At 47.6% G+C, this 26,327-nt stretch carries 20 protein-coding genes and 1 pseudogene; all 21 read right to left on the bottom strand.

The genetic code is table 11. The features are described from left to right. Window positions 1-34: 34 nt before the first annotated feature. On the bottom strand, window positions 35-628 hold the full coding sequence (gene dpaB / locus MKY62_RS09375) for a dipicolinate synthase subunit B (protein ID WP_025804556.1): 594 nt from the start codon (window positions 626-628) through the stop codon (window positions 35-37). Next, a complete protein-coding gene (dpaA, locus tag MKY62_RS09370; RefSeq protein ID WP_003181889.1) occupies window positions 625-1,524 on the bottom strand; it encodes a dipicolinic acid synthetase subunit A in 900 nt (299 codons plus the stop codon). The genes dpaB and dpaA overlap by 4 nt, the downstream gene beginning before the upstream one ends. Window positions 1,525-1,666: 142 nt before the next feature. Further along, complete coding sequence (locus MKY62_RS09365; RefSeq protein ID WP_003181887.1) at window positions 1,667-1,927, bottom strand: YlmC/YmxH family sporulation protein; 261 nt, start codon at window positions 1,925-1,927, stop codon at window positions 1,667-1,669. An 85-nt stretch (window positions 1,928-2,012) separates the two neighbouring features. Further along, window positions 2,013-3,242, bottom strand: a complete 1,230-nt coding sequence (locus MKY62_RS09360; RefSeq protein ID WP_003181885.1) for a pitrilysin family protein — start codon at window positions 3,240-3,242, stop codon at window positions 2,013-2,015. Window positions 3,243-3,278: 36 nt separating this feature from the next. Further along, entirely contained in the window at window positions 3,279-4,193 is a 915-nt protein-coding gene (locus MKY62_RS09355; protein WP_011201653.1) for a polysaccharide deacetylase family protein, read from the bottom strand. Window positions 4,194-4,387: 194 nt separating this feature from the next. Beyond that, window positions 4,388-6,505, bottom strand: coding sequence for a polyribonucleotide nucleotidyltransferase (pnp, locus tag MKY62_RS09350; RefSeq protein WP_003181881.1), 2,118 nt, complete (start codon window positions 6,503-6,505; stop codon window positions 4,388-4,390). 201 nt (window positions 6,506-6,706) lie between these two features. Continuing rightward, window positions 6,707-6,976, bottom strand: a complete 270-nt coding sequence (gene rpsO / locus MKY62_RS09345; protein WP_003181879.1) for a 30S ribosomal protein S15 — start codon at window positions 6,974-6,976, stop codon at window positions 6,707-6,709. Window positions 6,977-7,161: 185 nt separating this feature from the next. Next, a complete protein-coding gene (ribF, locus tag MKY62_RS09340; RefSeq protein ID WP_003181877.1) occupies window positions 7,162-8,121 on the bottom strand; it encodes a bifunctional riboflavin kinase/FAD synthetase in 960 nt (319 codons plus the stop codon). Window positions 8,122-8,136: 15 nt separating this feature from the next. Beyond that, window positions 8,137-9,066, bottom strand: coding sequence for a tRNA pseudouridine(55) synthase TruB (gene truB, locus MKY62_RS09335; RefSeq protein ID WP_016886569.1), 930 nt, complete (start codon window positions 9,064-9,066; stop codon window positions 8,137-8,139). 71 nt (window positions 9,067-9,137) lie between these two features. Further along, window positions 9,138-9,491, bottom strand: a complete 354-nt coding sequence (gene rbfA, locus MKY62_RS09330; protein WP_003181873.1) for a 30S ribosome-binding factor RbfA — start codon at window positions 9,489-9,491, stop codon at window positions 9,138-9,140. An 18-nt stretch (window positions 9,492-9,509) separates the two neighbouring features. Beyond that, the gene (locus tag MKY62_RS09325) at window positions 9,510-9,788 is read right to left on the bottom strand and encodes a DUF503 domain-containing protein (protein WP_003181871.1); all 279 of its coding nucleotides are present in this window, start codon (window positions 9,786-9,788) and stop codon (window positions 9,510-9,512) included. Next, window positions 9,785-11,935 carry a translation initiation factor IF-2 gene (gene infB, locus MKY62_RS09320; protein ID WP_016886568.1) on the bottom strand — a complete coding sequence of 717 codons (2,151 nt, stop codon included), beginning with the start codon at window positions 11,933-11,935 and terminating at the stop codon, window positions 9,785-9,787. The genes MKY62_RS09325 and infB overlap by 4 nt, the downstream gene beginning before the upstream one ends. 20 nt (window positions 11,936-11,955) lie before the next feature. Continuing rightward, window positions 11,956-12,258: a YlxQ family RNA-binding protein gene (locus MKY62_RS09315; RefSeq protein ID WP_003181867.1), complete on the bottom strand. Its 303-nt coding sequence runs from the start codon at window positions 12,256-12,258 to the stop codon at window positions 11,956-11,958. After that, a complete protein-coding gene (locus tag MKY62_RS09310) occupies window positions 12,259-12,534 on the bottom strand; it encodes a YlxR family protein (protein ID WP_025804549.1) in 276 nt (91 codons plus the stop codon). It abuts the gene before it with no gap. Between the two features lie 13 nt (window positions 12,535-12,547). Further along, window positions 12,548-13,666: a transcription termination factor NusA gene (gene nusA / locus MKY62_RS09305; protein WP_003181864.1), complete on the bottom strand. Its 1,119-nt coding sequence runs from the start codon at window positions 13,664-13,666 to the stop codon at window positions 12,548-12,550. Window positions 13,667-13,697: 31 nt separating this feature from the next. Then, a complete protein-coding gene (gene rimP / locus MKY62_RS09300) occupies window positions 13,698-14,171 on the bottom strand; it encodes a ribosome maturation factor RimP (protein ID WP_009328500.1) in 474 nt (157 codons plus the stop codon). A gap of 193 nt (window positions 14,172-14,364) precedes the next feature. Further along, window positions 14,365-15,552, bottom strand: coding sequence for a cellulase family glycosylhydrolase (locus tag MKY62_RS09295; RefSeq protein WP_003181860.1), 1,188 nt, complete (start codon window positions 15,550-15,552; stop codon window positions 14,365-14,367). A 63-nt stretch (window positions 15,553-15,615) separates the two neighbouring features. Continuing rightward, window positions 15,616-17,298 carry a cellulase family glycosylhydrolase gene (locus MKY62_RS09290; RefSeq protein ID WP_016885470.1) on the bottom strand — a complete coding sequence of 561 codons (1,683 nt, stop codon included), beginning with the start codon at window positions 17,296-17,298 and terminating at the stop codon, window positions 15,616-15,618. Between the two features lie 133 nt (window positions 17,299-17,431). After that, window positions 17,432-19,552: pseudogene (locus MKY62_RS09285) on the bottom strand (glycoside hydrolase family 48 protein). A gap of 27 nt (window positions 19,553-19,579) precedes the next feature. Then, entirely contained in the window at window positions 19,580-21,544 is a 1,965-nt protein-coding gene (locus tag MKY62_RS09280) for a glycoside hydrolase family 9 protein (RefSeq protein WP_003181854.1), read from the bottom strand. Between the two features lie 414 nt (window positions 21,545-21,958). Then, window positions 21,959-26,275, bottom strand: a complete 4,317-nt coding sequence (locus MKY62_RS09275; RefSeq protein WP_003181852.1) for a PolC-type DNA polymerase III — start codon at window positions 26,273-26,275, stop codon at window positions 21,959-21,961. Window positions 26,276-26,327 lie beyond the last annotated feature (52 nt).

Here is a 26,327-nt window from a genome sequence, read left to right as displayed (position 1 = left end):
GATATTTTTTGTTACATCTTTATTTTCAAAAGATTTATTGATCATTATGGACCAGGATAGGCTGTATTTGTTTATGGGAGAGCGCTTCTTCGACCGCCGGCACTAAAAGATCCATTTTGGCGACGAGCGAATTCGGCTTTTTGTAAGGGTCATCCTGGCCGAACGGAATAAAGTAAACATTTTTTGCCGCCATCAGCCTCATCAAGTTGACGCCGTTCAAGCCGAGCGCGTCATTCGTTGAAATGCCGAGGACGACGGGACGGGAGTTTCTCATCGTCGCTTTGGCCGCCATGAGAACCGGACTGTCCGTCTGGGCGTTTGCAAGCTTGCTCATCGAATTTCCCGTCAATGGCGCAACAACCATGCAGTCCAGCGGTGTTTTCGGCCCGAGAGGCTCAGCTTTCGGAATGGAATCAATGACTTCAAATCCAGTCAGCTCTTCTATTCTTCTGACCCATTCTTCCCCTTCTCCAAAGCGTGTATCCGTCGACTTGACAGTATGCGTCACGACCGGTCTGACTTCAGCCCCTTTGTTGATCAGCGCTTCAATCTGCGGAAAAACGGCATCATACGTACAATGTGAACCCGTTAGGCCAAATCCGATTCTTTTTCCTTTGATCGACATTATGACAGCCCCTTTCGGTCAGTTGTTAATTCAGACAAAAGGTTGCACAAAACATTGGCAATGATCTGTCCCGCCGTTTTAGGCGCGACGATCCCGGGAAGTCCTGGAGCAAGCAGCGCTTTAATGCCTTGCTTTTCGGCAAAATCAAAATCTGTGCCTCCGGGACGGGTTGCTAAATCGAGAATTAATGTTCTGGGTGTCATTCGTGAGAGGACATGTTTATCGAGAATCAGGCTTGGAATGGTATTGATGCATATGTCGATATTTTCAACATGCTCTGCAAGTTCGTTTGTGTGGAAAGGAGTGAGGCCCATCTCCATGATTCTGGCGAGGTGGGCGGAGTCGCGAGCTCCGACTTTTACGCGTGCGCCGAGCGCCGAGAACGTCCGGCTGATGCTCATTCCCGTCCGCCCCAGCCCGAGAACCATTACATTCGAGCCGTGAATCGTAAAGTCTGTATGCTGTATGGCCATCATAATGGCACCTTCGACTGTAGGTATCGAGTTGTAAATCGCAATATCGTCTCTTTCAAAGAGCTTGATAAGACGACGGTTCGCCCCTTTGGCCATGCCGTCTAAATATTGGTTTGAAATCCCTGAATAAATCGCGCAGTGCGGCTTGGTTTTTTCTAAATGTTCCTGTTTTAACACCACTTTTTCATTGGAAAAAACAGTCGCAACCGTTCCTTCCATCGATGTGCCCGATACAGGCAGAATAATGCTGTCTATTGTGCCAAAATCAAGTTCGTTCAGCTTTAGTTTTGTAGCTCCGGTAAACCCGTGATCAAGCTGATCAAAACCGATTAAAAAGACCTTTGCATCCTGTTCCGTCAGCTTGCGGATGATCTCGAGCTGCCTTGCATCGCCGCCGATGATTGCAATCGTCAATCCGGTTAACATGGCTCTAACATTCACCTTCTTTTTTGACAAGGATCTAATTCATAAGCTAATTTCATCATATGACAAAAAGGAAATAGCGGTGAATTGAAATCCAGAAAAACAAAAAGCCCGCCCCCATGGGACGGGCGGGTTTCCACCTTGCTTACTCCTCTTTTGTCACGCTGCTTTCCGGAACATCCAAAATGATCATATCCGAGCCGATTTTTTGAATTTGCGACCAGGGCACCTTAATGTCATTCCCCTGTTTTCTTCCTAGTCCGAACCATTTAACAGAAGGGATGATAAGAGCGGTAATCTGACCGTCCTGCTCATTGATCTCAAGGTCCGTCTGCCCCAGTACGCCGAGCCGTTCGGCCCGCTTAACATCAACGATTTCTTTTCCCGAAAGTTCACTCAGCCTCATGAAAAAAACCCCCTTTTGTTATGATGTATGAACCGATAACAAAAAACATGCCTGCCTAAAAAGACAAGCATGTTTTAAGGAGGCATTATTTCGGCAGCTCACCCGACGGGCTGATTAATGCAGATGAGTAATCATCGGTGAAAATCCGGTTGGCAAGATTGTTCACACGCTCGAGGCTGACGGCATTCAACTTTTCGATGATTTCATCAAGCGTCCGGTGTTTACCGAGCAAAAGCTCATTTTTGCCGTTGCGGCTCATTTTGCTGTTTGTGCTTTCGAGACTGAGCATCAGGCTGCCTTTCATTTGCTCTTTGCTGTTTTCAAGCTCTTTCGGTGTAATACCGTCGCTTTTCAGCGCACGCAGTGTTTCATGAATCGTTTCTGACAGGAGCTGAAGCTGATTTGCGCCGGTTCCCGCGTAGATGGTCATCATGCCGCTGTCTTCATAGGAAGTGTGGTAGCTGAACACGGAATATGCAAGACCTTTATCTTCGCGGACATCCTGAAAGAGGCGGCTGCTCATGCTTCCTCCCAAAATATTATTGAGAACGATCAAATCGTAGATTTCCGGATGGCCTGCTTCCAGCCCGTTGAAGCCGAGGCAGAGGTGAGCCTGTTCGGTTTCCTTTTTGCGCGTCATTTTCTCATGGTGAAAATCCGGTTTTGTCATGCCGGTTCTTTTGCCTTTGGCTTCATATGAACCGAAATGCTTTTCAGCTTCTTTTATAAAAGTTTCCGGCACATTTCCGGCTATGGAAATGACGACTCGGTCAGGCGTGTAATATTCGTTCATATATTTTCTGAGCGAATCTCCGTCAAATTCGGCAAGTGTTTCCTCTGTGCCGAGGATCGGATAGCCGAGGGAATGGCTGCCGTATGACGCCTTGCTCAAGAGATCGTGGACGATGTCATCAGGTGTGTCCTCATACATTTTAATCTCTTCATAGACGACGTTTTTTTCTTTTTTTAATTCTTCTTCGTCAAATGATGAATGAAAGAACATGTCAGAAAGCACTTCCAGAGCATAGCTTGCATGCTCATCGAGCACTTTGGCGTAATAGCACGTATATTCCTTTGAGGTAAACGCGTTGACCTGTCCGCCGATTCTATCGAAAGACTCTGCGATGTCCCTTGCAGTGCGCGTTTTTGTCCCCTTGAAAAACATGTGCTCAAGAAAGTGCGAAATGCCGTTAATTTCGGGTGTTTCATGTCTTGATCCGGTTCCAATCCAAACTCCGATGGCCACAGACCGGACGGTGGGATTGTTTTCGAATACGATTCTTACCCCATTTTGACAAGTATACCGTTTAATCAAATTTGTTCCTCCTATTCAAAGAACGGGCCGCACATCCTATTCTTCAACAAGCCTTTTTTCATTCATCAGCTGTGAAACAGTTCCGATTTGATAGCCTTTTTCATGCAGGTTCTGTATCAAAACGGCAAGACTTTTTGCAGTTGGATCTGTCGGATGCATTAATATCATGGCGCCGTTATGTACTTTGCTTAATACCCGTTGCTGTAAGACGGCCGGCTGCGGTTTCTGCCAATCGATCGTATCAACTGTCCACATGATCGTTCCCATCCCCATCTTGTGAGCCTGATCCACAACCTCTTTGCGGAAGCTGCCGCTCGGCGGGGCGAACCACTTCGGCTTGACGCCAAGCGTTTCCTGTATTTGTTCATTTGTCATCCGCAGCTGTTCTGAAATACGTTCTCTCGTCAGTTTGCTCATATCCGGATGATTGTATGAATGGTTTCCGATTTCATGCCCGCCGTTTTGTATGGCTTTGGCCAGCTCGGGGTGATGCTTCACCCATCTGCCCTCCAGAAAAAAGGTGGCTTTGATACGATGCTGTTGTAAGACGGGAAGCATCTCTTCTAAATATTCATTACCCCAAGCGACATTGATAATAAACGATACCATCGGTTTATCCGGGTGTCCGCGGTAGATCGGCTCAGGCTTTAAGGATTCTAAATGAACGTCAGGCTTCACTTGGTCATAAACGAGCAGTTTCTCATCAAATTCACCGGCCTGTTTCATTTTTTTGTACGATTTTTCGATGTTTACTTTTAAGCCGTTGTAGCCGGGCATCGCTTTCCATATGTGATCAATTTTCGCATTCTGGGCCTTCACTTCATATTCAGGCGCTTTTTGCAAAAGCTCCTGGTACAAATCGTCCTTTTGAGCGGCAACCGTGACCGCGTCTTTTTTCATCGCATCTATGTAATGTTGTGAATACGGACGGTTCATCATCTGATAGGACATCAGCAAAAGAAAGAAAAAAACGGAAATCCGAACAATCGTTCCTTTCAATTGTATTCCTCCCTTCCCCACAAAATATGTGAGAAAAGGACAAGATAGAACCGGACCGTTTTCACGGCTTAAAACAAAGAAGCCGGGTTACCCAGGCTTCCTGTTGCTTGAAGACGAAGACAGAAGCAAGATAGACACCGTTTTTTTTACGATTTTTGTTCTTCTTTTTCCTTCTGTTCACGCAGTACAGCTTTTCTTGATAAGTTGACGCGTCCTTGTTTATCGATTTCAGTAACCTTTACAAGGAGCTCGTCGCCAATTTTGACGACATCTTCGACTTTTCCTACCCGTTCGAGCGCAAGCTCTGAAATATGGACAAGACCGTCTTTTCCGCTGAACAGTTCAACGAAAGCTCCGAATTTTTCAATCCGCTTCACTTTACCTAAGTAAAGCTGTCCGACTTCAACTTCTCTGACAAGGTCTTCGATGATTTTCTTCGCTTTTTGGTTCATGCTTTCATCGGTAGAAGAAATGAAGATTGTGCCGTCTTGTTCAATATCGATTTTAACGCCTGTATCTTCAATGATCTTATTGATTTGTTTTCCGCTTGGTCCGATGACGTCGCGGATTTTATCCGGATTGATCGACATCGTCAAGATTTTCGGCGCATAAGGAGAAAGCTCTTTTCTTGATTCAGCCAATGTGCTCAGCATGCTTTCAAGGATCTCCATTCTGCCTTTTTTCGCCTGCTGAAGAGCCTCTTCCAAAATCTCTCTCGATAAGCCTTCGATCTTAATATCCATTTGCAGAGCTGTGACGCCTTTGGACGTTCCCGCCACTTTAAAGTCCATATCCCCGAGATGGTCTTCCATACCTTGAATATCGGTTAAGACGGTATAGTTGTCACCTGATTTGACAAGACCCATCGCGATTCCGGCAACCGGGGCTTTAATCGGCACCCCTGCATCCATCATCGCTAGCGTGCTTGCACAAATGCTCGCCTGGGAAGTGGAACCGTTTGATTCAAGCACTTCAGAGACGAGGCGGATGGTGTACGGGAAGTCTTTTTCAGACGGAACAATCGGCTCAAGCGCTCGTTCCCCGAGGGCTCCGTGCCCGATTTCGCGGCGTCCCGGCCCGCGCATCGGCCCTGTTTCCCCGACGCTGAACTGCGGGAAGTTGTAATGGTGCATAAAGCGTTTGGATTCTTCGACGCCGAGACCGTCTAAAATCTGCACATCGCCAAGCGCACCGAGCGTACAAATGCTGAGCGCCTGAGTCTGTCCCCTTGTAAAAAGTCCTGAACCGTGTGTTCTCGGAAGCAGTCCGACTTCTGAAGAAAGCGGGCGGATCTCATCGACAGCCCTGCCGTCAGGACGAACTTTTTCCTCCGTAATCAGACGGCGCACTTCATTTTTAACAAGCTGGGACAAAATGTCTTTCACTTGTTTCAGCGTTTCTTCATCGTGTTCCTCTTCTTCAAACTTGGCCAAAACCTCGTTTTTCACTTCGCTGATCGCGTCCTCGCGCGCATGCTTTTCATGAACCTGAATGGCTTTTAAGAGGTTCGATTCGGCCATTCCCCGCACTTTTTCTTTCAGATCGGAATCGATCTCATACAGGGTGATTTCTGATTTTTCTTTCCCGACAGCGGCGACGATTTCCTCCTGGAAGGCAATCAGCCGTTTGATCTCCTCGTGACCGAACATGATCGCTTCAAGCATGATCTCTTCCGGAACTTCGTCTGCTCCCGCTTCAACCATGTTGATCGCGTCCTTCGTTCCCGCTACGACGAGATGAATGTCGCTTTTTTCAAGCTGTTCAAGTGTCGGATTGATGATGAATTTGTTGTCAACCCGGCCTACCGTCACTCCGGCGATCGGCCCTTCAAACGGGATGTCGGATACGCACAGCGCAAGAGATGATCCAAACATTGCCGCCATTTCTGACGAACAATCCTGGTCAACGCTCATGACGATGCTGACGACTTGAACTTCATTCCGGAAGCCGTCTGCGAACAGCGGGCGGATCGGCCTGTCGATTAACCGGCTGGCGAGAATCGCTTTTTCGCTCGGTCTTCCCTCTCTTTTAATAAACCCGCCCGGAATCTTTCCGACGGCGTAAAGTCTTTCTTCGTAATTTACGGTTAACGGGAAAAAGTCTACGGTTTTAGGTTCTTTTGAAGCCGTTGCGGTGCTGAGCACTGCAGTGTCTCCATAACGCACCATGACAGCTCCGTTTGCTTGTTTTGCAAGCTGGCCGGTTTCTACTGTGAGCTTGCGGCCGGCCCAATCTATGGAAAAGACATGTTTCTCTTGTCCCATTCTTATATGAACTCCTCTCTTCGGATAGTTTTTAGGTTACTCCTATTATGAACGAAATGAATTGAACATATCAATGGCAAAGTGCTATGTAAAGAATGAATCGGTGTCATTTAAAATCATTTATATGAACAACGCGTTTTAGAGTTGCCGGATATTCGTTCTTATACGATAAAAAAGCGGGAATCCTCCCGCTTTTTACGATTATCGACGTAATCCAAGTTTGTTGATCAACTCACGGTAACGAGTTACGTCTTTGTTACGAAGATACGTAAGAAGATTACGACGTTTACCTACCATTTTAAGAAGACCGCGACGTGAGTGATGGTCTTTCTTGTGAGTGCGTAAATGCTCGTTCAAGTTGTTGATTTGATCTGTTAGGATAGCGATCTGAACTTCCGGTGATCCCGTGTCAGATTCGTGGGTTTTGAACTCATTGATGAGTTGTGTTTTACGCTCTTGAGTAATTGCCATCCTGTTTCACCTCCATATAATATTAGCCCCGATTACCTAGCAAACGCCGGTGATTCGATTTGCCAAGTGAACGGTTTTAAAGCTACAGACAATATGATACTAAAAGTTCGGGTCTAATGCAACCATTTATGATGAAGTTTACCTTTTTATCACCATTGTTGACGCGTATTGCCGTTTCCATACATCTAGATTCCGGCCGGCTTCCGCTCTCTGAAGAAGCGGATCGCTTCTTCTTTGTCTCTAGAAATCTGTTCGACAAGCTCGTCAACGCTGCCGAATTTTTTTTCGCTCCTCAGCCGCTTATACCATTCAACCTTGATTTCGGAGCCGTATATGTCACGGTCAAAATCGAATAAGTTGACTTCGATTGAAGGCTGACCCGGCCGTTTTTCGTAAAACGTCGGCTTGTATCCGACATTGCAGACGCCGTTGTAGACAGCGCCGCCGATTTCGGCTTTAACGGCGTACACACCTGTCGGCGGGACGATGTATGTGTCTTTAAGGCCGATATTCGCGGTCGGAAATCCGATCGTGCGGCCCCTTTTATCGCCGTGGATCACAAAGCCTTTCACATGGTACGGCCTGCCGAGCAGTTCAGCAGCGTACTCGACGTCACCGGCTCCCAGAACGCTGCGGATCCTCGTGGAGCTTACCTTTTGATCCTGATTGGAATATTTTGCGACAGACGTGCTTTTAACACGGCCTTTCGCATACTCCTGGAAGTTTTCCATAGTGCCTTTGCCGAATTTCCCGAAGGTAAAGTCAAATCCGGCTACAACATGAGTGACATGAAAGCCGAGTATATATTGATCGATAAATTCCTCAGGTGATAGAGAAGCGAATTCAGGGGTAAATGTGACAACGTATAAAAAATCGACCCCTAAATCTTCAATGATGCTGATTTTGTCTTGCAAAGGCGTGATTAAATCCTTCGGCTCCCGGCCTTTTTTGAGCACGGCAGAAGGGTGGGGATGAAAGGTCATCACGGACGTTTTGACCCCTTCTCTTGCCGCGGTGTTTTTTGCTGTAAGAATCACTTGCTGATGTCCCAGGTGAACACCGTCAAAATAACCTAATGCCATAACTGATGTCGGAAAATCCTCACGCTTCAAGTCGTGTGGGTGGGAAATATGTATCGTCTTCAAGAACGGTCACCTTTTCTATTGTTCGCTTTTTTGCACGAGTACTTTTGCCGGCTTCAACAAACCGGTTTTGGTCGGATGCGGATAATAGACGGCTGTGCACCGGCCTGCTTCCGTAAAGACCGCAATGCGGTCTTCGCTCGTCAAATGAGAAAAGCTGCCGGGCGTTTCAAGCACCGCTCCATTTTCCACTTTCTTAGCTAATGTATCACTAATTATCCATTTCGGCAAATGATCAAGCGCACGTTCGATGGGGACGAGCTTTTCAGACAATGTTCCGTCAGCGATCAAGCCTTCGACGTCTTCAAAGGTCAAGCATTCGTCAAGGGTGAAAGGGCCTGACGCGGTCCTGACCAGATTGGACATATGCGCGGGATATCCGAGCTTCTCCCCGATGGTTACCGCCAAGGTCCTGACATATGTGCCTTTTGAACATGTCACAACAAACCGGAAGCGGGCTTTATCCCCCTCATGGCGGATCTCGGGTGTCAGTTCGATATGATGGATGGTGATGGTCCGCTTCGGCCGTTCAACCTCGATTCCAGCCCGCGCGTATTCATACAGCTTTTTGCCGCCTACCTTGACAGCTGAATACATCGGCGGAACCTGCTCAATCGTTCCTTCAAGAGATCTCAGGACGCTCTGCACGGTCTGTTCATCAGGCGGCGCTAAGACGGGTTTCTTTTCTGTGACTTCCCCCGTCTGATCCTCTGTCTCCGTGGAACAGCCAAGCGTGACCTCTGCATCATATGTTTTGGACTTTTCGGTCAAATACTCGACGATTTTGGTTGCCCTCCCGACGCAGATCGGGAGAACGCCCGACACCTCGGGATCCAGTGTACCGGTATGGCCGACCTTTTTTGTTTTCAGCAGTTTGCGGATCTTCATGACGCAGTCGTGCGAGGTCATGCCGACCGGTTTATGTAATAGAAGGACTCCGTTATACATTCGTGCTTCTTCGCCCCTTTCTCATTTGGAGCTAAAAAGGACAGGCAGTCGCCCGCCTATCCTTTTTCAGCTTATGATTCTTCTTTGTTTGCGTTCAGCTCGTGAATCAATGTTTCGATACGGTTTCCGTAATCGATCGATTCATCGAACTCAAAATGGATTTCAGGTGTTTTGCGAAGCCTGATTCGGTTTCCAAGTTCGGAACGAATAAAGCCCTTTGCTTTTGCCAGGCCTTTGAGCGTTTCTTCCCGTTTCTTTTCATCGCCTAAAACGGAAATATACACTTTGGCAATTTGCAAATCACCTGAGACCCTGACGTCGGTGACTGTTAAAAATCCGATTCGCGGATCTTTCAGCTTTCTGCCGATAATGTCACCAAGTTCTTTTTTCATCTGCTCTCCCACACGGGTAGCTCTCATCGTCATGACCATACCACCTCTACGTTAAAACCACTCTGTTCTCGTGATCGTCCGTTCAATTTCCGGAAAAGAGTCAATAAAGGCGAGGACCCGCTGCAGCTCTTTTTCCGTTTGCACGCGAGAGGAAGAAACGGCGGCGATACCAAAGCTTGTGCGCTGCCAAGTGTCCTGATAGTCAATTTCTGAAACAGAAACGTTGAACTTGGCGCGGATTCTTGTGATGATCCGCTTCAGCACCGCCCGCTTTTCCTTGAGTGATGATGCATCGTAAATGATGCATTCGCATTCAACGAAACCGATCACTTTCTTTCAATTTCTTGCATGACATACGCTTCGATCATATCGCCTTCGCGTATGTCGTTGTATTTCTTAATGGTGATACCACATTCATAGCCTTGTGAAACTTCTTTGACATCATCTTTAAAGCGTTTCAGCACATCGACTTCCCCTTCAAAGATGACGACGCCGTCGCGGATCAAGCGGATTCCGCTGTCGCGCGTGATCGTACCTTCCGTTACATAGCCTCCGGCAATCGTTCCGATTTTAGAGACTTTGAATGTTTGACGGACTTCAACCATGCCGATCACTTTTTCTTCATACTCAGGATCAAGCATGCCTTTCATGGCTGCTTCGATCTCATCGATGACTTTATAAATGATGCGGTGGAGGCGGATATCCACATTTTCGGCTTCGGCGGTACTCTTAGCATTTCCGTCAGGTCTGACATTAAACCCGATCACGATTGCATTTGATGCAGAAGCTAAAATAATGTCTGATTCGGTAATCGCACCTACGCCTGTGTGGATGATTTTGACTCTGACGCCTTCGACCTCAATTTTTTGCAAAGCTGCGGCCAGCGCTTCAACAGAGCCTTGAACATCGGCTTTTACGACGAGGTTAATTTCTTTGAAATCGCCTTGTTTAATCTGTTCAAACAAGTCATCAAGGCTGAGCTTCGCTTTATCGCTGCGCTGTTCTTCAAGCTGTTTGGTAGCGCGCGCTTCGCCGACGGAACGGGCTGTTTTTTCGTCTTTGAACACAAGGAACTGATCCCCTGCGTTCGGAACTTCGTTCAACCCGGTGATCTCAACAGGAGTTGACGGTCCCGCCGATTTCACGCGTCTGCCGACATCATTGACCATCGCACGAACGCGTCCGAAAGTGTTCCCGACGACGATCGGATCTCCGACGTGAAGCGTTCCGTTTTGAACGAGCAACGTTGCGACAGAACCTTTACCTTTATCAAGCTCGGCTTCGATGACCGTTCCTTTTGCCCTGCGGTTCGGATTTGCTTTGAGCTCCTCGACTTCGCTGACGAGCAGGATCATTTCGATCAGCTCATCGATTCCCTCTCCTGAAAGTGCGGAAAGAGGAACAAAAATCGTCTCGCCTCCCCATGCTTCAGGAACAAGACCGTGTTCAGTCAGCTCCTGCATCACGCGGTCAGGGTTTGCCGTCGGTTTGTCGATTTTGTTGACAGCGACGATGATCGGCACTTCAGCCGCTTTCGCATGGTTGATCGCTTCAACCGTCTGCGGCATGACCCCGTCATCTGCAGCTACGACGAGAATCGTAATGTCCGTAACTTCCGCACCGCGTGCGCGCATCGTTGTAAACGCGGCGTGGCCCGGAGTGTCGAGGAAGGTAATCTTCTTGCCGTTTTCCTCGATCTGATAAGCGCCGATATGCTGAGTGATGCCTCCGGCTTCGCCTTCAACGACCTTCGTTTTTCTGATGCTGTCGAGAAGCGTTGTTTTTCCGTGGTCGACGTGACCCATGATCGTTACGACAGGAGGACGGATTTCGAGGTCTTCTTCGTTATCCGGCTCTTCGTATTTTTCGAATTCGGTTTCTTCATGGACGATCACTTCTTCGACTTCGACGCCGTATTCTGAAGCGATCAGCTCAACGGTATCTTTGTCAAGATCTTGGTTGATCGTCGCCATGATGCCGAGAAGCATTAATTTTTTAATGATTTCTGACGGTTCTTTTCCGAGCTCTTCGGCAAGCGCGCCGACCGACATTGAGTTGGTAAATTCGATTTTTTCAGGCAGTTCTTTTTTCGGCTTGAACTGCTTCTCCTGAGGAGATTGATGATTTTTACCGCGTTTGTTCTTTTTGTTGTTGTTGTTTTTCTTCTTGTTTTTATTGTTAAATTGAGTATTCTGCACGTTATTCTTCTTTCCGTCTCGATTTTTGTTTGGCTTACTTCCGGCATTCAGTTTTGCGGCTTCTTGCTGCGGCTTTTGTCCGCCTGTACCGGCATCCTTTTTATTTCCCGCAGGTTTAGCGCTCTTCTTGAATTTTTGATCGAGCTGTTTGATCGCATTTTCTTCGATCATCGCCATATGGTTATTGACTTCGATATTCATATCTTTCAATGCCGCGATAATATCCTTACTTGAAACATTTATGGCTTTTGCATATTCATAAACTCTCATTTTAGCCATTCGTTCACCCCCAAAAAAAATTAATCGAGCTTTCGGAGCAACGTATTCGCAAAACCTTGATCAGTGACAGCAACAACCACACGGGATTCTTTGCCGATTGAACGGCCCAGAAGCACACGATCACCGACTTTTTTCACCGGTACATCGTAGTGCCTGCATTTGTCGGTTACTTTTTTCTCCGTGTTAGCCGATGCGTCGTCTGCAAGCAAAACAAGCTTTGCGCGCGAATGCCTGATTTCTTTCACAACCAGGTCTTCTCCGGACACGACCTTTCGAGCTCGATTCGCCAGACCCAGCAAGGAAAACCATTCTGATTCCGACATTTATCTGTTCTCCTTTTCCGCCAGTTCCAGCAGTTCATCAAAAATCTGATCATCAATCTGTGCTTGAAGCTGATTTGCTAAGCTGTTTCTCTTTTTTGCATTTAAAATGACGTCTTTATCAAGTGTAAGGTAGGCTCCCCGGCCGTTCTTCTTGCCGGTCGGGTCAACGGAAACTTCGCCTTCCTTCGAACGGACGACGCGGATGAGCTCTTTTTTAGGCTTCATTTCCCCTGTTACGACGCATTTTCTAAGCGGGATCTTCTTTCGGCTTTTCACCAAAGGTCACCTCTTATTCATCCGATTCTGGAGTTTCGCTTTCCAAGAAAAGCTCTTCCGGCTCCTCTTCTTCAAGCTCCCTTGGATAAATTCCAAGCTCTCTTGCATCTGTTTCGCTTTTAATATCGATCTTCCAGCTTGTCAGCTTGGCTGCCAGGCGGGCGTTTTGACCTCTTTTTCCGATGGCGAGCGACAGCTGATAGTCAGGAACGACAACCGTTGTCGCTTTATCCTCTTCATTGACGATGACGTCGAGCACTTTTGAAGGGCTCAGCGCATTGGCGACAAATTCAACCGGGTCGTTTGACCAGTGAACAATATCAATTTTCTCGCCTTTCAATTCATTGACGATCGCCTGAACGCGCTGACCCTTCGGTCCGACGCAGGCGCCGACGGGATCGATGTCGGGATTATCCGTGCGGACGGAAATCTTCGAGCGGTCTCCCGCTTCTCTCGCCACGGATTTGAGCTCGACCGTTCCATCGTAAATTTCCGGCACTTCGATTTCAAAGAGACGCTTTAATAAACCTGGATGAGTTCTTGAAACGTAAATCTGCGGACCCTTCGTCGTTTTTTCGACTTTTGTAATGAACACTTTGATCCGGTCATGAGGCTTGTAGACTTCATTCGGCATCTGTTCTGCAACCGGGAGAAGCGCCTCGATTTTTCCTAAAGAGACATAGATGAACTTATTGTCGATCCGCTGGACGATGCCTGTCATGATATCTTCCTCGCGGTCGATGAATTCAGAATAGATGACGCCGCGCTCCGCTTCGCGGACGCGCTGGGTCACGACCTGCTTTGCCGTCTGGGCAGCGATGCGGCCGAAATCTTTCGGCGTCACTTCGATTTCCACGACATCTCCGACAATGTAGTTCGGATTGATGTTTACGGCATCTTCAATCGAGATTTCAAGGCGCGGATCATACACTTCATCCACGACATCTTTGCGGGCGAAAACGCGGATTGAACCGGTGTCGCGGTTTAAATCTACCCTGACGTTCTGCGCCTGGTTGAAGTTCCGCTTATAAGCGGAAATGAGCGCAGCTTCAATTGCTTCAATAATAATGTCCTTACTGATTCCCTTTTCTTTTTCAAGAACAGTCAGGGCATCTAACAACTCACTACTCATGTTTATGGTTTCCCCCTTAAACAGTCAAAAATTAATTGAACGAAACAGCCAGCCTCGCTTTGGCTACTTTGTCATATGGAATATTGATCGTTTTCCGGCGCGTTTTGATCATCACCGTGACCTCCACGTTTTCACCGTCAAATGCGGAAAGCTCGCCTTCAAACTCTTTATTGCCTTCAATAGGTTCGTACGTTTTAATATATACGTTTTTTCCGAGCGCCTTCATGAAATCGGCTTCTTTCTTTAAAGGCCTCTCAGCTCCCGGGGACGATACTTCAAGAAAATAGTTTTGCTTGATCGGATCAGCCTCATCGAGCTTTTCACTAAGAGCTTCGCTAACCTTGGCACATTCCTCGATGTCTACGCCGTCATCTGAATCAATAAACACGCGAAGAAACCAGCTCTGGCCTTCCTTGACAAATTCGATGTCAACGAGCTCAAGCTGAAGATTGTCTAGTATAGGCTGGACCATTTCGCTGACGGTATCGATCACTTTGTTACTCATACTTTTCCTCCTTGTGCAGGCTCCCATTCATCAGCTCCCTCGTAAAAACCCTGCTTCAAAAGCAGGGGATTTTAGAAAAAACGATGAACATGTCGAGACAAAATTGCCTGTTCAATACAAAAGAGCGGGTTTCCCCACTCTTCGCCTCGGCTATCGTTAGCATTTCCAATAAAACTATACCATAACCATATTTTTATTGCAAATCATGACAGCGTTTAGTCTGAAGCATTTCGGAAGCGGCTGATTTTTCATTCATCCGCTCCGCGTGCTCTGAAATGACAGAAGCGGCAGAGCTCGGATAAACGATCCGAAAACCGTCATAGTCCGGATAAAGGGTCCCGTCATCCTGAATGCCGGTCAAAATCCAAAATTGGCTGCCCGCACCGCTCTGCTTTTCTATGAGTTCAAGCCAGGTTCTGTAGACGTAGTCCCTTCTGGACTTATCCTGATAGCCGTACTCTTCTAAAACGACCGGCTTGCCGATTTCTTTTCCATCGCAAATATGGTCTGTGATCCACTGATTCCCCCACTCGGCCGTTTTGCCCCAATGATCCGGATAGAGGTGATATGTGCCGTAATCAATATGCTTCAGAGCGGTCAGCCTTTTCCAATCCACACCCTCTCCGCCGTTGTAATGCCAATCAGGGTGCCCTTCTATATGATAAAATCCTTCATCTCCAACCGCTACAAGATGGTTCTGATCAATGGATTTAATAAATTCGCTCATCTCATCCGCCCATTCGACAAGTGTATTTCCGGTCCTGTCAGACTGGACCCTCGGTTCATTGGCAAGCTCCCACGCCATAATCGCGGGATCATCTTTATATTTGACGCCATTATATGTGTTGACTCGGTTCAGCATATAGGATACATAATTTTTATACGCCTCTTTAATGTCCGGATGAGTATAAAAGGCGTCATGTCCATCCGCCTGAAACCACCTGACATATTGATTCATTCCGCCGAAATCATCCCAGTTGTTCACAAAAGGGATGACTAGTTTTATCCCTGTCTGCCCCGCTTTATAAATGGCATAGTCAAGCTTTGAAAAGCCTGATTCATCATATATGCCCGGCCTTGGCTGCATGACTGTATTTTCCTGCGGCTGGCCGTCAAGAAATCCCCAGATGCGGATCACTTTCAAATTCATCGCTTTCATATCTTCGAACACATCATCGACCATTTTTTTAGATTTATAATGAAAATAATAGTTATTCGTCCCGGCAAAATAAAATTCTTTCCCATTTAAAGTGAACGATGTTCCGGCTGTCTCAACAAAAGGAGACGCGGCTAGTGCAGGCCGGGGATTGCCAAACTGAATGGCGGAAAGTGCAAGCAAAAACGGCATCAGCACTGTCAATAAACCCTTTTTCGTCATCATTATTTTTCCCTGCTTTCATAAAGAGGATGCATGGACGGCGTCATTGAGAGGATAGCCGGCCGTTCAAGGCGTGACTTTCACCTTCACGACCGCCTCCACGCCTTTCGGCCACAGTTCAAATGTAAAGGTGGAATCGCTTTTCAAATACTTTAAAACCCGCTCTTTCAAATACAAATCCCCGTCTTTTTCGTAAAAATCTTCGTCATAGTTCAAGTAGGGCGTCCATGACCATACTTCTTCAAGAACCGGCCTTCCTGTAGAATCGACGACTCCTTTAACCGTGGCCAGCTTCGTTCCGTTCAGTGACGCCGGGATTTTGAGATCACCGCTGATTGCCGATTGACTGATGGTGAATTCGCTTTTTTCAAGCTTCGGGTCATCATAAAGAATGATATCCATAACCTGGCTGGCTCCTTTATGAAACGTAAAAGTGAGCTGCGCTTTTACCCCAGGCTGCCCCGCCCCGTTCAGCAGCTTTGCCAAGCAGGATGCCTTAATAGAGACCGTTTTTCCGGCATTGTCAACTGTATAATCACTGCCTTCCTTTAATGGTTCAGATTTCTGATAAATGCCAGTCAGCACATTGCCGTTCAGCTGAATGTCCACCGTCTGATCGCTGATGCTTTGACCTTTTTTGATAAAAAGATCTGCCGGTTTGATGATCGCATTGGGAACGCCGCGTCCCGCCTGAATGACAATCTCTTTAACAACAGGATCACGCCACTGTCTCTCAGCCCGGTCAAACTGGTCATTCCCGTTGTCCCACCACATCGGGACCATTTGATATTTGTGGGCAAGGCGGACAAACGTATCATGATAGAGCCATTTTGAATGCTTTTCATTGGCGCCGAGGGTACCGTATTCACCGATGATAACCGGGTATCCTTCCCTTACAAATTTTTCATAAACCGGTTTGATATCCTCCTCCATCTCGGAGATTTCGGCTGCCGATCCCCAAGTCGTCCGGCCCCACCAGTTTGATACGTAATCCCAAGGAGAATAGTAGTGATATGTGAGGACAATCCGGTCATCATCAGGCGGTTCAAATGAATGAAGCAATTCATCTTTGTTATCTTCAAGCCCCCCGACGATTACGAGCCGCTGGCCGTTTTTGCCGCCGGTCGAACGGATGATGTTCAGCATCTCTCGGTTAAGCAGATTCATTTGATATGCGCTCATTCCGGTCGGCTCATTGACAATTTCAAACAGGAGGCGTTCACTTTTGTTTTTGAAGCGCTCGGCAATCTGCTTCCAGACTTTCCCCAGCTTATCTAATGTCTCCTGCTGGCTGTTTCCCATCCGGCTGATCCATAGCCAAGAATCGTGGTGAATATTTAACACGACGTAAAACTCTCTTTCCAAAGCCCAATCTGTCACTTCTTCTACCCGGTTCATCCAATCGGTATCGATCGGATACTCTGGAGCGCTGCCGATGTGGGAATCCCATGTCACCGGAATCCGGACGCTTTTAAACCCCGCATCGCGAATATCATCAAAAGTATGCTCGCGAACCGGCGGATTGTTCCAAGAGCCTTCTGTCGGAACAGCATCCAGCGTGTTGCCAAGGTTCCATCCAGGGCTCATGTTTTCCAAAAGATCAGCCGGGGTGATGATGCTCTGCTTTTCTTGCTTTGCTGGCCCGCTTGTTCCCGAAGCTTTCGGAACTGCGGATAAAAGAACGGTTCCCATGATCAAAACGAACAGAATGATCGACTTTAAACATAAGGCTAACCATTTTTCTCTCAAACTTTTGATCTCCTTTTTAGATAATCGTGTAAAACACTCGCTAAAATCCTAAATCCTGCCTTTAAAAAAGAAGGCGGCTGAACGCCGCCTTTGCCCAAACGGCCAAGCGCATCTAATATTCTCCTATTGATTGTTATGCATTTCCGATTAAACGGTCATACTCAGCATAAGCTGTCGCCATATCGACCTGAGACCAGAAACGGTGATATACAAAGGTCGGCAGTCCGTTTTCCCATTTGCCCGTATTCGGATTCCACGAGGTCTGATATTTGTTTTCCAAATAAGGCCACATCGGATCATTTTTAATTTTCGGCCGGAGCTCCGCATGACTGATATAGACGCCGTTACCGCCTTTTGCCGGATCAGACGGCACAGTGTTGGGGCCAGGGATGGTATTGCCCTGCCCGTTTCTGCCGCTCCAGCCATTCGGAAAGTAGATTTCCTTCGTAAAGTAGCGGATATAATCTTCATGTTCTTCCTCTGCTGCGATACCGATTCCGTCATTTTTACTCCATGCTGCATCAAGCAGTTCTTTTGCCAGATTTTTGGCTTTGTTTCCAAGAGCGGTAAAGCCGCCGGTTTCGGCTTTTGTTCCGGCCGCAAAGAAGACGAGCGTTTTAATATAGCTGCCGAGAACGCCGACATCTTGAGAAGGATTCTTCGTCGTGACATGCAGTCCCGGATTTCCGGTAAATGAATCAAATCCCTTCCACGGATCAGGCTGGCCGCTCCATTCAAGGTTTGCCGGAATCCAAAACTCGCCTGGGTCGGATTGTACGGCGATCTGCGGGTTTTGGCCGCCAAGGACGCGTTCTCCCGCATCATTTAAATAATAGCCTTCTTCGTCAGTAACCGGCCGTTCGCCCACAAACACATAATCAAGTGAATATGCGATCCATTTTTCAATCACATGCTTTGCCATGTGGAAGTTTTCAGACGATTTGTCACCTTTCTCTGCGAAAATATAATACAGTTCCGCCACCCTTTCCAGCGGCCAGACTTGCATCCCGAACCAATTGTTAGAAGGGGGATCGTGATATACAGGCGCTTCTGTGTAGGCCATTTCGTAAAATGTGCTGACATTCTGCGGATATGCGCTGTAGTTGCCGTTCCAGCTGTTCGTGGCGCCGCCGGCAACGGCTCCTTCTGAAGAAAGCAGCCATGTGTAAAGTTCTAGCTGCCTTTTCAGCGCCTTTTCCCAATCGCTTCGCGCTGTGGATGAATTTGGAATCAATCCGCCTCTTCAGCCGTTGACAGTGCATAAGAGGCAACAGGGTTTTGATAACCTTGATGCACATGGCTCGCACCGATCCGCCACGCCCAGTTTGCATACTGTCCCAATCCGCCTCCCCAAGCGGTGTACCACGCCATTAAATAATGACATGCATTTTTTCCAGCACCGCGGGAAGGCGAGCCGTCAGCGGCACTTCCAATCTCTTGAAAGTATTTGTCATACATGCCGTAACGGAGGGAGAAAGTCCCCCATTTTTTTAGCTTTTTCTAAATAATTAGTATTGCTGTAGCCCCATTGCCTGGCCCAGAACATCGCCTGAACGGCGCGCGCATCTGCATCCGTTGCATTGGTGTAGCGCCATTGCGGTGCTGGAGCCTGATTTTCTTTTGTAAAAAGGCTCATGAAACCTTCATTCGGTTTTCCGAACGTCTGATTATCCTGAGACGGATGCGGAACCGTTTCCCAAACGGATTCCTGTTCGCCCCGCTGGTAAGTGTTCACATAAACGGCAGTGTGCGAAGGGTTCAGAAGATTTCCGAAGCCATACCAGTTGTCAACATCTAACAGCCAATGCATTAAATACGTTTCGTTGCTTCCATATGTCGCTTTAAGCTCGGCATCGAGCGGGTCATTTCCTGCCGGATACTGTCCGGTCAGCGCTGAAGGGTACAGATCTGGGTAGGGGTGTTCTGCAGCATAAGTGGCTGGACTTGAGGGGTTGTAGTAGTTCATGGTCGGCTGTTCTTCGTTTCCGTCTCCTTCATTGACCGGGATAATATATTTCTCCATATTGTCCCAGGCGGCTTCTAGCTTTGACCAGTCCTGTGTGTACCGGCCATACATCGCTTCAAGCCACAGCCAATAGCTGTACGCTTCAGATGTCGTCATATGACCGTAGTCGGGCGCCTCACATATGAGCGTTTCAACCGAGTGATAGGGAATTCCTTCGGGTGAGAAATAACCGTTGTTCGGATTTTTAATTTGCTCATACAGCTGCATAAAACGTGTTTTATTATCCATGATGTTCCTCCTCTTGAAGTTCAATATCTAGTAACCGGGCTCATGTCCGAAAACGAGCCGTCCATCATCATAAACAGGAATATACCGCGTCTTCAGAAGCGCATGTGACAGACCCTGATAAGAGTGGTCATTTTCCGGGTTCCAAAAAGACGTTCCGTCTGGTGCCGAAAGGCGGAACTGCACTTCTTTTTTATGGGCGGATTGACCGCCTGGATAAATCAAAACCCCGCTGAAGCTGACTTCTGTATAGTAAATGTGCTTTGAAGCGTCATGCGGCTTCAGCTCTGATACCGAGGCCCCTTCGTTATAGCCGGCTGTGACTTTTATATCTTCGGCGGAATATCCCGCTTCTACAGCTTCCGTCAAGTCAACGTAGTAGCGGAAAGACAATTGATCGGTTTTCTTTGCCGGCCATCCCGAACGGTTATTGAGCTGCGCCCGGATTTCAGTATAGCTGTTTCCGGAGCTGTTGATTGATGCCTCTGCAAAATATTCGTCCTCAGGTGTTTCCTTCTCCGGAAAATCAGGCAGCGGAACATGGCCTTTCCCGAACAGCTGAAACATTTTCGCTACGTTGCCGGTAAAAGCGGCATTATAATCGATCGCAACTTCGTTTGACGCATAATCTGTTATGTCATCTCGGTACGAATCGTCCCTTCCCGGACCGCCGACTAATGCGCCGTATAGGGTATGGCGATGGTTTTCAGGCACATTCATCTGATTGGCCCATGAACCGTGTGCTGTACGGTGATGCGGATGTTTCGGCGGATTTTTACCGTATCCAACGACAAAGCTTCGCTGCTGCGGATTATCTCCTAGCATATACTCCGTTTGCCGAACAGCAAAATCCCGATATCTTTTCGCTTTTTCTGTATCCACCCAATCGGAATAAACGAAAGCGAGAAAAGCGGCATTCGAAGCGTATCGCAATGATCCCCACTGCTCAAGCCAGGCCAAACCGCCCGGCGTATACGTGATCCGTTCTATGCTTCCATTATGACTGTAGCCTGTCGACCAATAATCAAGATTGCGTTCGACAGATTTGACAAAACGGGAATCGTTTGTCAGACGAGCGAGCAGCAGCTGTGCTCCGTAAGTGACGTCATCCCAGGAAAGCGTCCAGCGGTAAGGCCAGTTTGCGGGATCGCCCCAATCTGAGACCGAAGCAAGGGCTTTATCCAAATATTGTTGTTCTTCTGTTGCCAAGTAGAGCCAGACAGCTCCCCATGTCAGTTCATCTTTATACCCGCTCCACGAATTATAATATTGCTGTGCGTCTGTAATGCAGTCTGAATATTTGCCGCGGTAGCGGTCGGCAAAATCATACAATTGCTTGGCATGAGCCAGTAATTTTTCAGAGTAAGAAGAATCTGTCGGCTTGAAAATAATTGATGCTGATGCTAGCGCTGCGGCTGTACCACCAGCAAGGTCTGACCCCGGACAGCCGGCATCGATCTTATAGGCAGGGCGCTTCATCGGCATTACTTCGGCCGGCCCCCACCATGCGTGGTCTAGAGCGCCATTTCCGACTTGGCCCCACAATTCATAAGGAGCCGTATGGGCTTTAAGAAAGTAGTCTGTCGCCCATTTAATATTGTCCAGCGCCGCATCAAGCTGACCCGATTCTTTGTAGGCATCTCGGTACTCATAGACCGACCATGACAGGATTGCGGCAGAATAAGCCATCGGCAGACCGAACTTCACGTGGTCGCCGGCATCATACCACCCTCCCGTTAAATCGAGGCCAACGTCTTTTCCGTCCTCAAGCCCGGAGTCTCCTCTCCAATTCAGCCGGCTGTTTTCCGGAAGTCTTCCCGAGCGCTGTGCTTCATAAAATAACAAAGACTTTTGCAGCAGTTCAGCATAATTATGAGGATATTCTTCAGCAGAAGCTGCACGGGTCTTTTCTGAAAACGACGCTATGCTCATAGAGAAGATCACTAAAAGTGCCAAACAAAGCGCTTTCATTTTTAAAAATACTTTCTGTTTCACGTACTGCTTCCTCCCCATCATGTTCGTTAAGATCAAGCAACTCCATCTGTCTACAACATGCTCACCTCCTTTTAGATTTGCCGGCGAACAAAACAAGGCCAAAGTTGAAAAACCGAAGATATTGATTGCACATTAAATCAGCACACGACTGCAAGCGAGGAATTTGATAAGTAACTTAGTTTATTTGTTCAATAAACTAAGTTATGAGAGTAGAAATCTAATAGACAGCACATTCCAAACGAAGTGTTATATTTTGGAAATTCTAACATTGATGTTTATTTATTGTCAACAGATCTGACAGCCCTTTATTTTTTTGTGATCATTTCTCCCCTGGCATTTGTCACCCAATTCCGAAAAAACGCTCTTTATGCCGTAAAACAGATAAAAAAACTGCCTGCTTTAAGCAGGCAGTTTCTAGAATAATGACAGCTGGTTCTGATCTGGAAGCGACTCGAGACAGCCGTGGCGCTCCAAGTATTCCATGATCGTTTTTGACACCTTTCCTCTTTTTTGCAAATCTTCTTTGGAAAGAAATTCGCCTTCTTCCCTCGCTTTGACAATATTCAAGGCGGCGTTTGTTCCAAGCCCCGGTATTGAATTAAACGGCGGAATCAAGCTGTTTCCATCAATGATGAATTCTGAAGCGCTCGATCTGTATAAATCGACTTTTTGGAAAGAGAAGCCCCTTTCGCACATTTCAAGCGCCAGCTCAAGCACCGTGAGCAAACTTTTCTCTTTTGGAGAAGCGTCAAGGCCTTTAGAGTTGATATCATCCATGACGGCTCTGATCGCTGTCGATCCTTTGATCATCGTTTCGATGTCAAAGTCGTCGGCCCGCACGGTGAAGTATGCTGCGTAGTAGAGCAGCGGATGATGGACTTTAAAATAAGCGATCCTGACCGCCATCAAAACATATGCCGCAGCGTGGGCTTTCGGGAACATGTATTTGATTTTTTTGCAGGAATCGATATACCAGTCCGGAACATTATTATTCTTCATTTCTTCTTCCCACTCAGGCGTCAGTCCCTTTCCTTTACGGACAAACTCCATAATCTTAAAGGCGAGGGATGGCTCAAGCCCCTGGTAGATTAAGTACACCATAATGTCATCACGGCAGCCGATCACTTCGCTCAGTTCACAAATATTGTTGTGAATCAGCTCCTGCGCGTTGCCGAGCCATACGTCCGTACCGTGTGACAGGCCGGAAATCTGTACGAGCTCGGAAAATGTCGTCGGCTTGGTGTCCTCAAGCATCTGTCTGACAAAGCGGGTTCCGAATTCAGGGATGCCGAGTGTACCGGTTTTACAGCCGATCTGTTCCTCGGTTACCCCTAAAGACTCTGTCCCTTGGAAAATTTTCATCACTTCAGGATCATCGGTCGGAATCGTTTTCGGATCAATCCCGCTAAGATCCTGGAGCATACGGATGACCGTCGGATCATCGTGTCCGAGAATATCAAGCTTCAGAAGGTTGTCATGGATGGAATGGAAGTCAAAATGCGTCGTCTTCCATTCGGAATCTGTGGCATCCGCCGGAAACTGGATTGGTGAAAAGTCGTAAATATCCATATAATCCGGCACAACGATAATTCCGCCCGGGTGCTGCCCTGTAGTCCGCTTGACGCCTGTACAGCCTTGGACAAGTCGGTCGATTTCCGCCCCGCGCATATGCAAATTGTTGTCGTTTGCATACCCTTTGACATACCCGTAAGCCGTTTTTTCGGCGACTGTTCCGATCGTTCCCGCACGGTAGACGTTATCCTCTCCGAACAGGACTTTCGTATAGTTGTGGGCATGCGGCTGGTATTCGCCCGAGAAGTTCAAGTCGATATCAGGAACCTTGTCCCCTTTAAACCCCAGGAACGTCTCAAACGGAATGTCGTGGCCGTCTTTTCTGTAGGCCGCTCCGCACTTCGGACAGTCTTTGTCAGGCAAATCAAATCCCGAACCGACCGATCCGTCGTTGAAAAACTCGGAATGGCGGCAATCCGGACAGACGTAATGCGGCGGCAGCGGGTTGACCTCGGTAATTTCCGTCAATGTTGCGACAAGGGAAGAACCGACCGATCCCCTCGAACCGACGAGATAGCCGTCATCAAGGGAGCGTTTTACAAGCTTATGAGAGATCAGATAGATGACGGCGAATCCGTGGCCGATTATGCTTTTCAGCTCTTTTTCGATCCGTTTTTCGACGATTTCGGGCAGGTCCTCGCCGTAAATGCTTCTTGCTTTCTCATAGCTCATGCGGCGGATTTCGTCATCTGCGCCTTCGATCTTCGGTGTGTAAAGATCGTCTTTGATCGGCTTGATTTCTTCGATTCGCTCGCTGATCATGCGGGTGTTCTTGACAACGATTTCTTTCGCTTTTTCCTCACCCAAAAATGAAAAGGCCTCAAGCATTTCATCCGTCGAACGGAAATGAACGTTCGGCAGCTCGTGCCTGTTGAGCGGATTTGCGCCGCCTTGCGAGGAAACTAGAATCTTCCGGTAAATTTTGTCCTCAGGGTTCAGATAATGGACATTTCCAGTTGCTACTACTGGGATATTCAGCTTCTCGCCGAGCTTTGTGATGTTGGCGATGATTTCTTTTAACGCTTTTTCATCCCTGACGAGTTCGAGCTGAAGCAGGTGCCGGTAGACTTCAGGCGGCATGACTTCAAGGTAGTCATAAAATGAAGCGATGTCTTCAACTTCTTCCGGCGATTTCTGCATCATGCCTTCAAATACTTCGCCTTTGTCGCACGCCGAACCGATTAAAAGCCCTTCTCTGTACTTTTCAAGCTGTGACCTTGGGATCCTCGGCACCCTGTAAAAATAATGGATATGCGACAGCGAAACAAGTTTGAAAAGGTTTTTCAAGCCTGTCTCATTAACCGCCAAAAGTGTCGCGTGATATGGCCTTGAACGCTGATAGGCATTGGACTGCCCCATATTTTCATTCAGCTGATCGTGGTACAGGATATTTTTTTCGGCCGCATCTTTCAGCATTTTCACAAGGAGATAACCCGTCGCTTCGGTATCATAAATCGCCCTGTGATGCTGGGTGAGCTCGATGTCAAACTTTTTACAAAGCGTATTCAGCCTGTGGTTTTTGAATTCCGGATAAAGAAAACGGCCCAGCTCAAGCGTGTCAATGACCGGGTTCTGCACTTTCTCCGAATTCAGCAGGCGCTTATAGGCGACATTGATGAAGCCGATGTCAAAGCTTGCATTGTGAGCGACAAGCGTGTGATCACCGACCCATTCTTTAAAATCGCGGATGACCTCTTCGACTTCGGGCGCATCTTTCAGCATATCATCGGTAATCCCCGTCAGCTCGATGATCGTAGCCGATAAAGGTCGATGCGGGTTGGCAAACCTTTCAAAGCGTTCGATGATTTCCCCGCCTTTTACTTTAACGGCGGCCAGCTCGATGATTGTATCATAGACGGCAGACAGCCCCGTCGTCTCGACGTCGAACACGACATATGTTTCCTCTTCAAGCAGACGGTGCACGGGATTGTAGGCAATCGGCACGCCGTCGTCGACGAGGTTGGCTTCAAGTCCGTAGATCATTTTCACGCCATGCTTTTTGCTTGCCGCGAATGCATCCGGAAACGATTGGACTACGGCATGGTCAGTGAGCGCGATAGCCGGGTGCCCCCATTTTTTCGCCTGTTCGACAAGCTTGCCGATGCTTGATACGGCATCCATCTGGCTCATTGGTGAATGGAGGTGGAGCTCGACTCGTTTTTCGTCCTCTGGCGCTGTATCCTCACGGGTTTTCGCTTTGATTTCATTGACATCGTTGGCGATCATCACCAAATCGCGGACGAATGTATCGTTTTGTATGCTTCCTCTCGCCTTGACCCACATCCCTTTTTTCAGGGACTTCATCAATACAGCGTCTTCTTTTTCGCGGGCGAACATTTTGACGAGAATGCTGTTTGTATAGTCGGTTATTTTAAAGATGCAAAGCGTTCTGCCGCTTTTCAGCTCTCTTGTTTCAGCGTCGAATACATAGCCTTGCACCGTAATTCTCCGCTCTTCATCCATGATGCTGTCAAGCGTTCTGATTTCTTCAGAGTCTTTAATCTGGTAGCCGATCTGAAGAGGGCCTGCCGGCGCTTCATCGTCTTGTGCTTCCTTATCCTGCTTCTCCATTTCGATTAAAGCCTGAAGGGCCCTCTCTTGATCTTCGGCCATTTTTTGCTCTCTGAATTTCTGAATCTCTTGATCTGATACAAAAATTTCTGTGTCCAGCTGGAGCTCAGGAAAGCCGAATGTGCGGTAGCTTGACTGGATGAGCGAGCTGTATTTCTTTTTTAAAGCGGACGCTTCTGTATCTGTTTTCGTTTTAAGCAGGATTTTGTTTCCCGTAAGCTTGGGCTTTTGGTCGTTCAAAAGCGCCAAGATCGGCGGAGAAATACCATCGAGTTCCTGAATGCAGCGCGTCCAGTAATCCTGAACAAGCTGCTCGTCAATCGAAGGGTTTTCCGCCTCGATGGAACAGGTGACCTGGGCGATATGGGAAAAGGTGCGGGTCAGCTGGCTGTGAAACCGTTCGAAGATTTGATAAGGCAGCACATTTCTCAATTTAAAGTGAAAGTGCCATGTCTTCTTGTTTTTATGAACGGTCAGCTTTATGATTTGTCCGCCTTCAAGGTGGCGGATCATCGTATCTTCCGTTACATTCAGCTGCTGCAGAAGAATTTGAAACTGTCTTCTGTTGACAGAAAGCTGGTCTTCCAAGACAGATTCCTCCCTAAAAGAAAATCATAATTGAAGGTACCTTGGGACGATT

The sequence above is a fragment of the Bacillus sp. FSL R7-0646 genome, assembly GCF_037969865.1.
Lineage (GTDB): Bacteria > Bacillota > Bacilli > Bacillales > Bacillaceae > Bacillus > Bacillus licheniformis.
Note: the sequence above shows the minus strand (reverse complement) of the source record. Positions and strands in the feature narration are given on the sequence as shown.

Coding starts and splice junctions, on each gene's coding strand:
- dpaA (WP_003181889.1), bottom strand. CDS start 1,524: ATGTTAACCGGATTGACGATTGCAATCATCGGCGGCGATGCAAGGCAG.
- MKY62_RS09365 (WP_003181887.1), bottom strand. CDS start 1,927: ATGAGGCTGAGTGAACTTTCGGGAAAAGAAATCGTTGATGTTAAGCGG.
- MKY62_RS09355 (WP_011201653.1), bottom strand. CDS start 4,193: ATGTCCTATCAGATGATGAACCGTCCGTATTCACAACATTACATAGAT.
- pnp (WP_003181881.1), bottom strand. CDS start 6,505: ATGGGACAAGAGAAACATGTCTTTTCCATAGATTGGGCCGGCCGCAAG.
- rpsO (WP_003181879.1), bottom strand. CDS start 6,976: ATGGCAATTACTCAAGAGCGTAAAACACAACTCATCAATGAGTTCAAA.
- truB (WP_016886569.1), bottom strand. CDS start 9,066: ATGTATAACGGAGTCCTTCTATTACATAAACCGGTCGGCATGACCTCG.
- rbfA (WP_003181873.1), bottom strand. CDS start 9,491: ATGACGATGAGAGCTACCCGTGTGGGAGAGCAGATGAAAAAAGAACTT.
- infB (WP_016886568.1), bottom strand. CDS start 11,935: ATGGCTAAAATGAGAGTTTATGAATATGCAAAAGCCATAAATGTTTCA.
- MKY62_RS09315 (WP_003181867.1), bottom strand. CDS start 12,258: ATGTCGGAATCAGAATGGTTTTCCTTGCTGGGTCTGGCGAATCGAGCT.
- nusA (WP_003181864.1), bottom strand. CDS start 13,666: ATGAGTAGTGAGTTGTTAGATGCCCTGACTGTTCTTGAAAAAGAAAAG.
- rimP (WP_009328500.1), bottom strand. CDS start 14,171: ATGAGTAACAAAGTGATCGATACCGTCAGCGAAATGGTCCAGCCTATA.
- MKY62_RS09295 (WP_003181860.1), bottom strand. CDS start 15,552: ATGATGACGAAAAAGGGTTTATTGACAGTGCTGATGCCGTTTTTGCTT.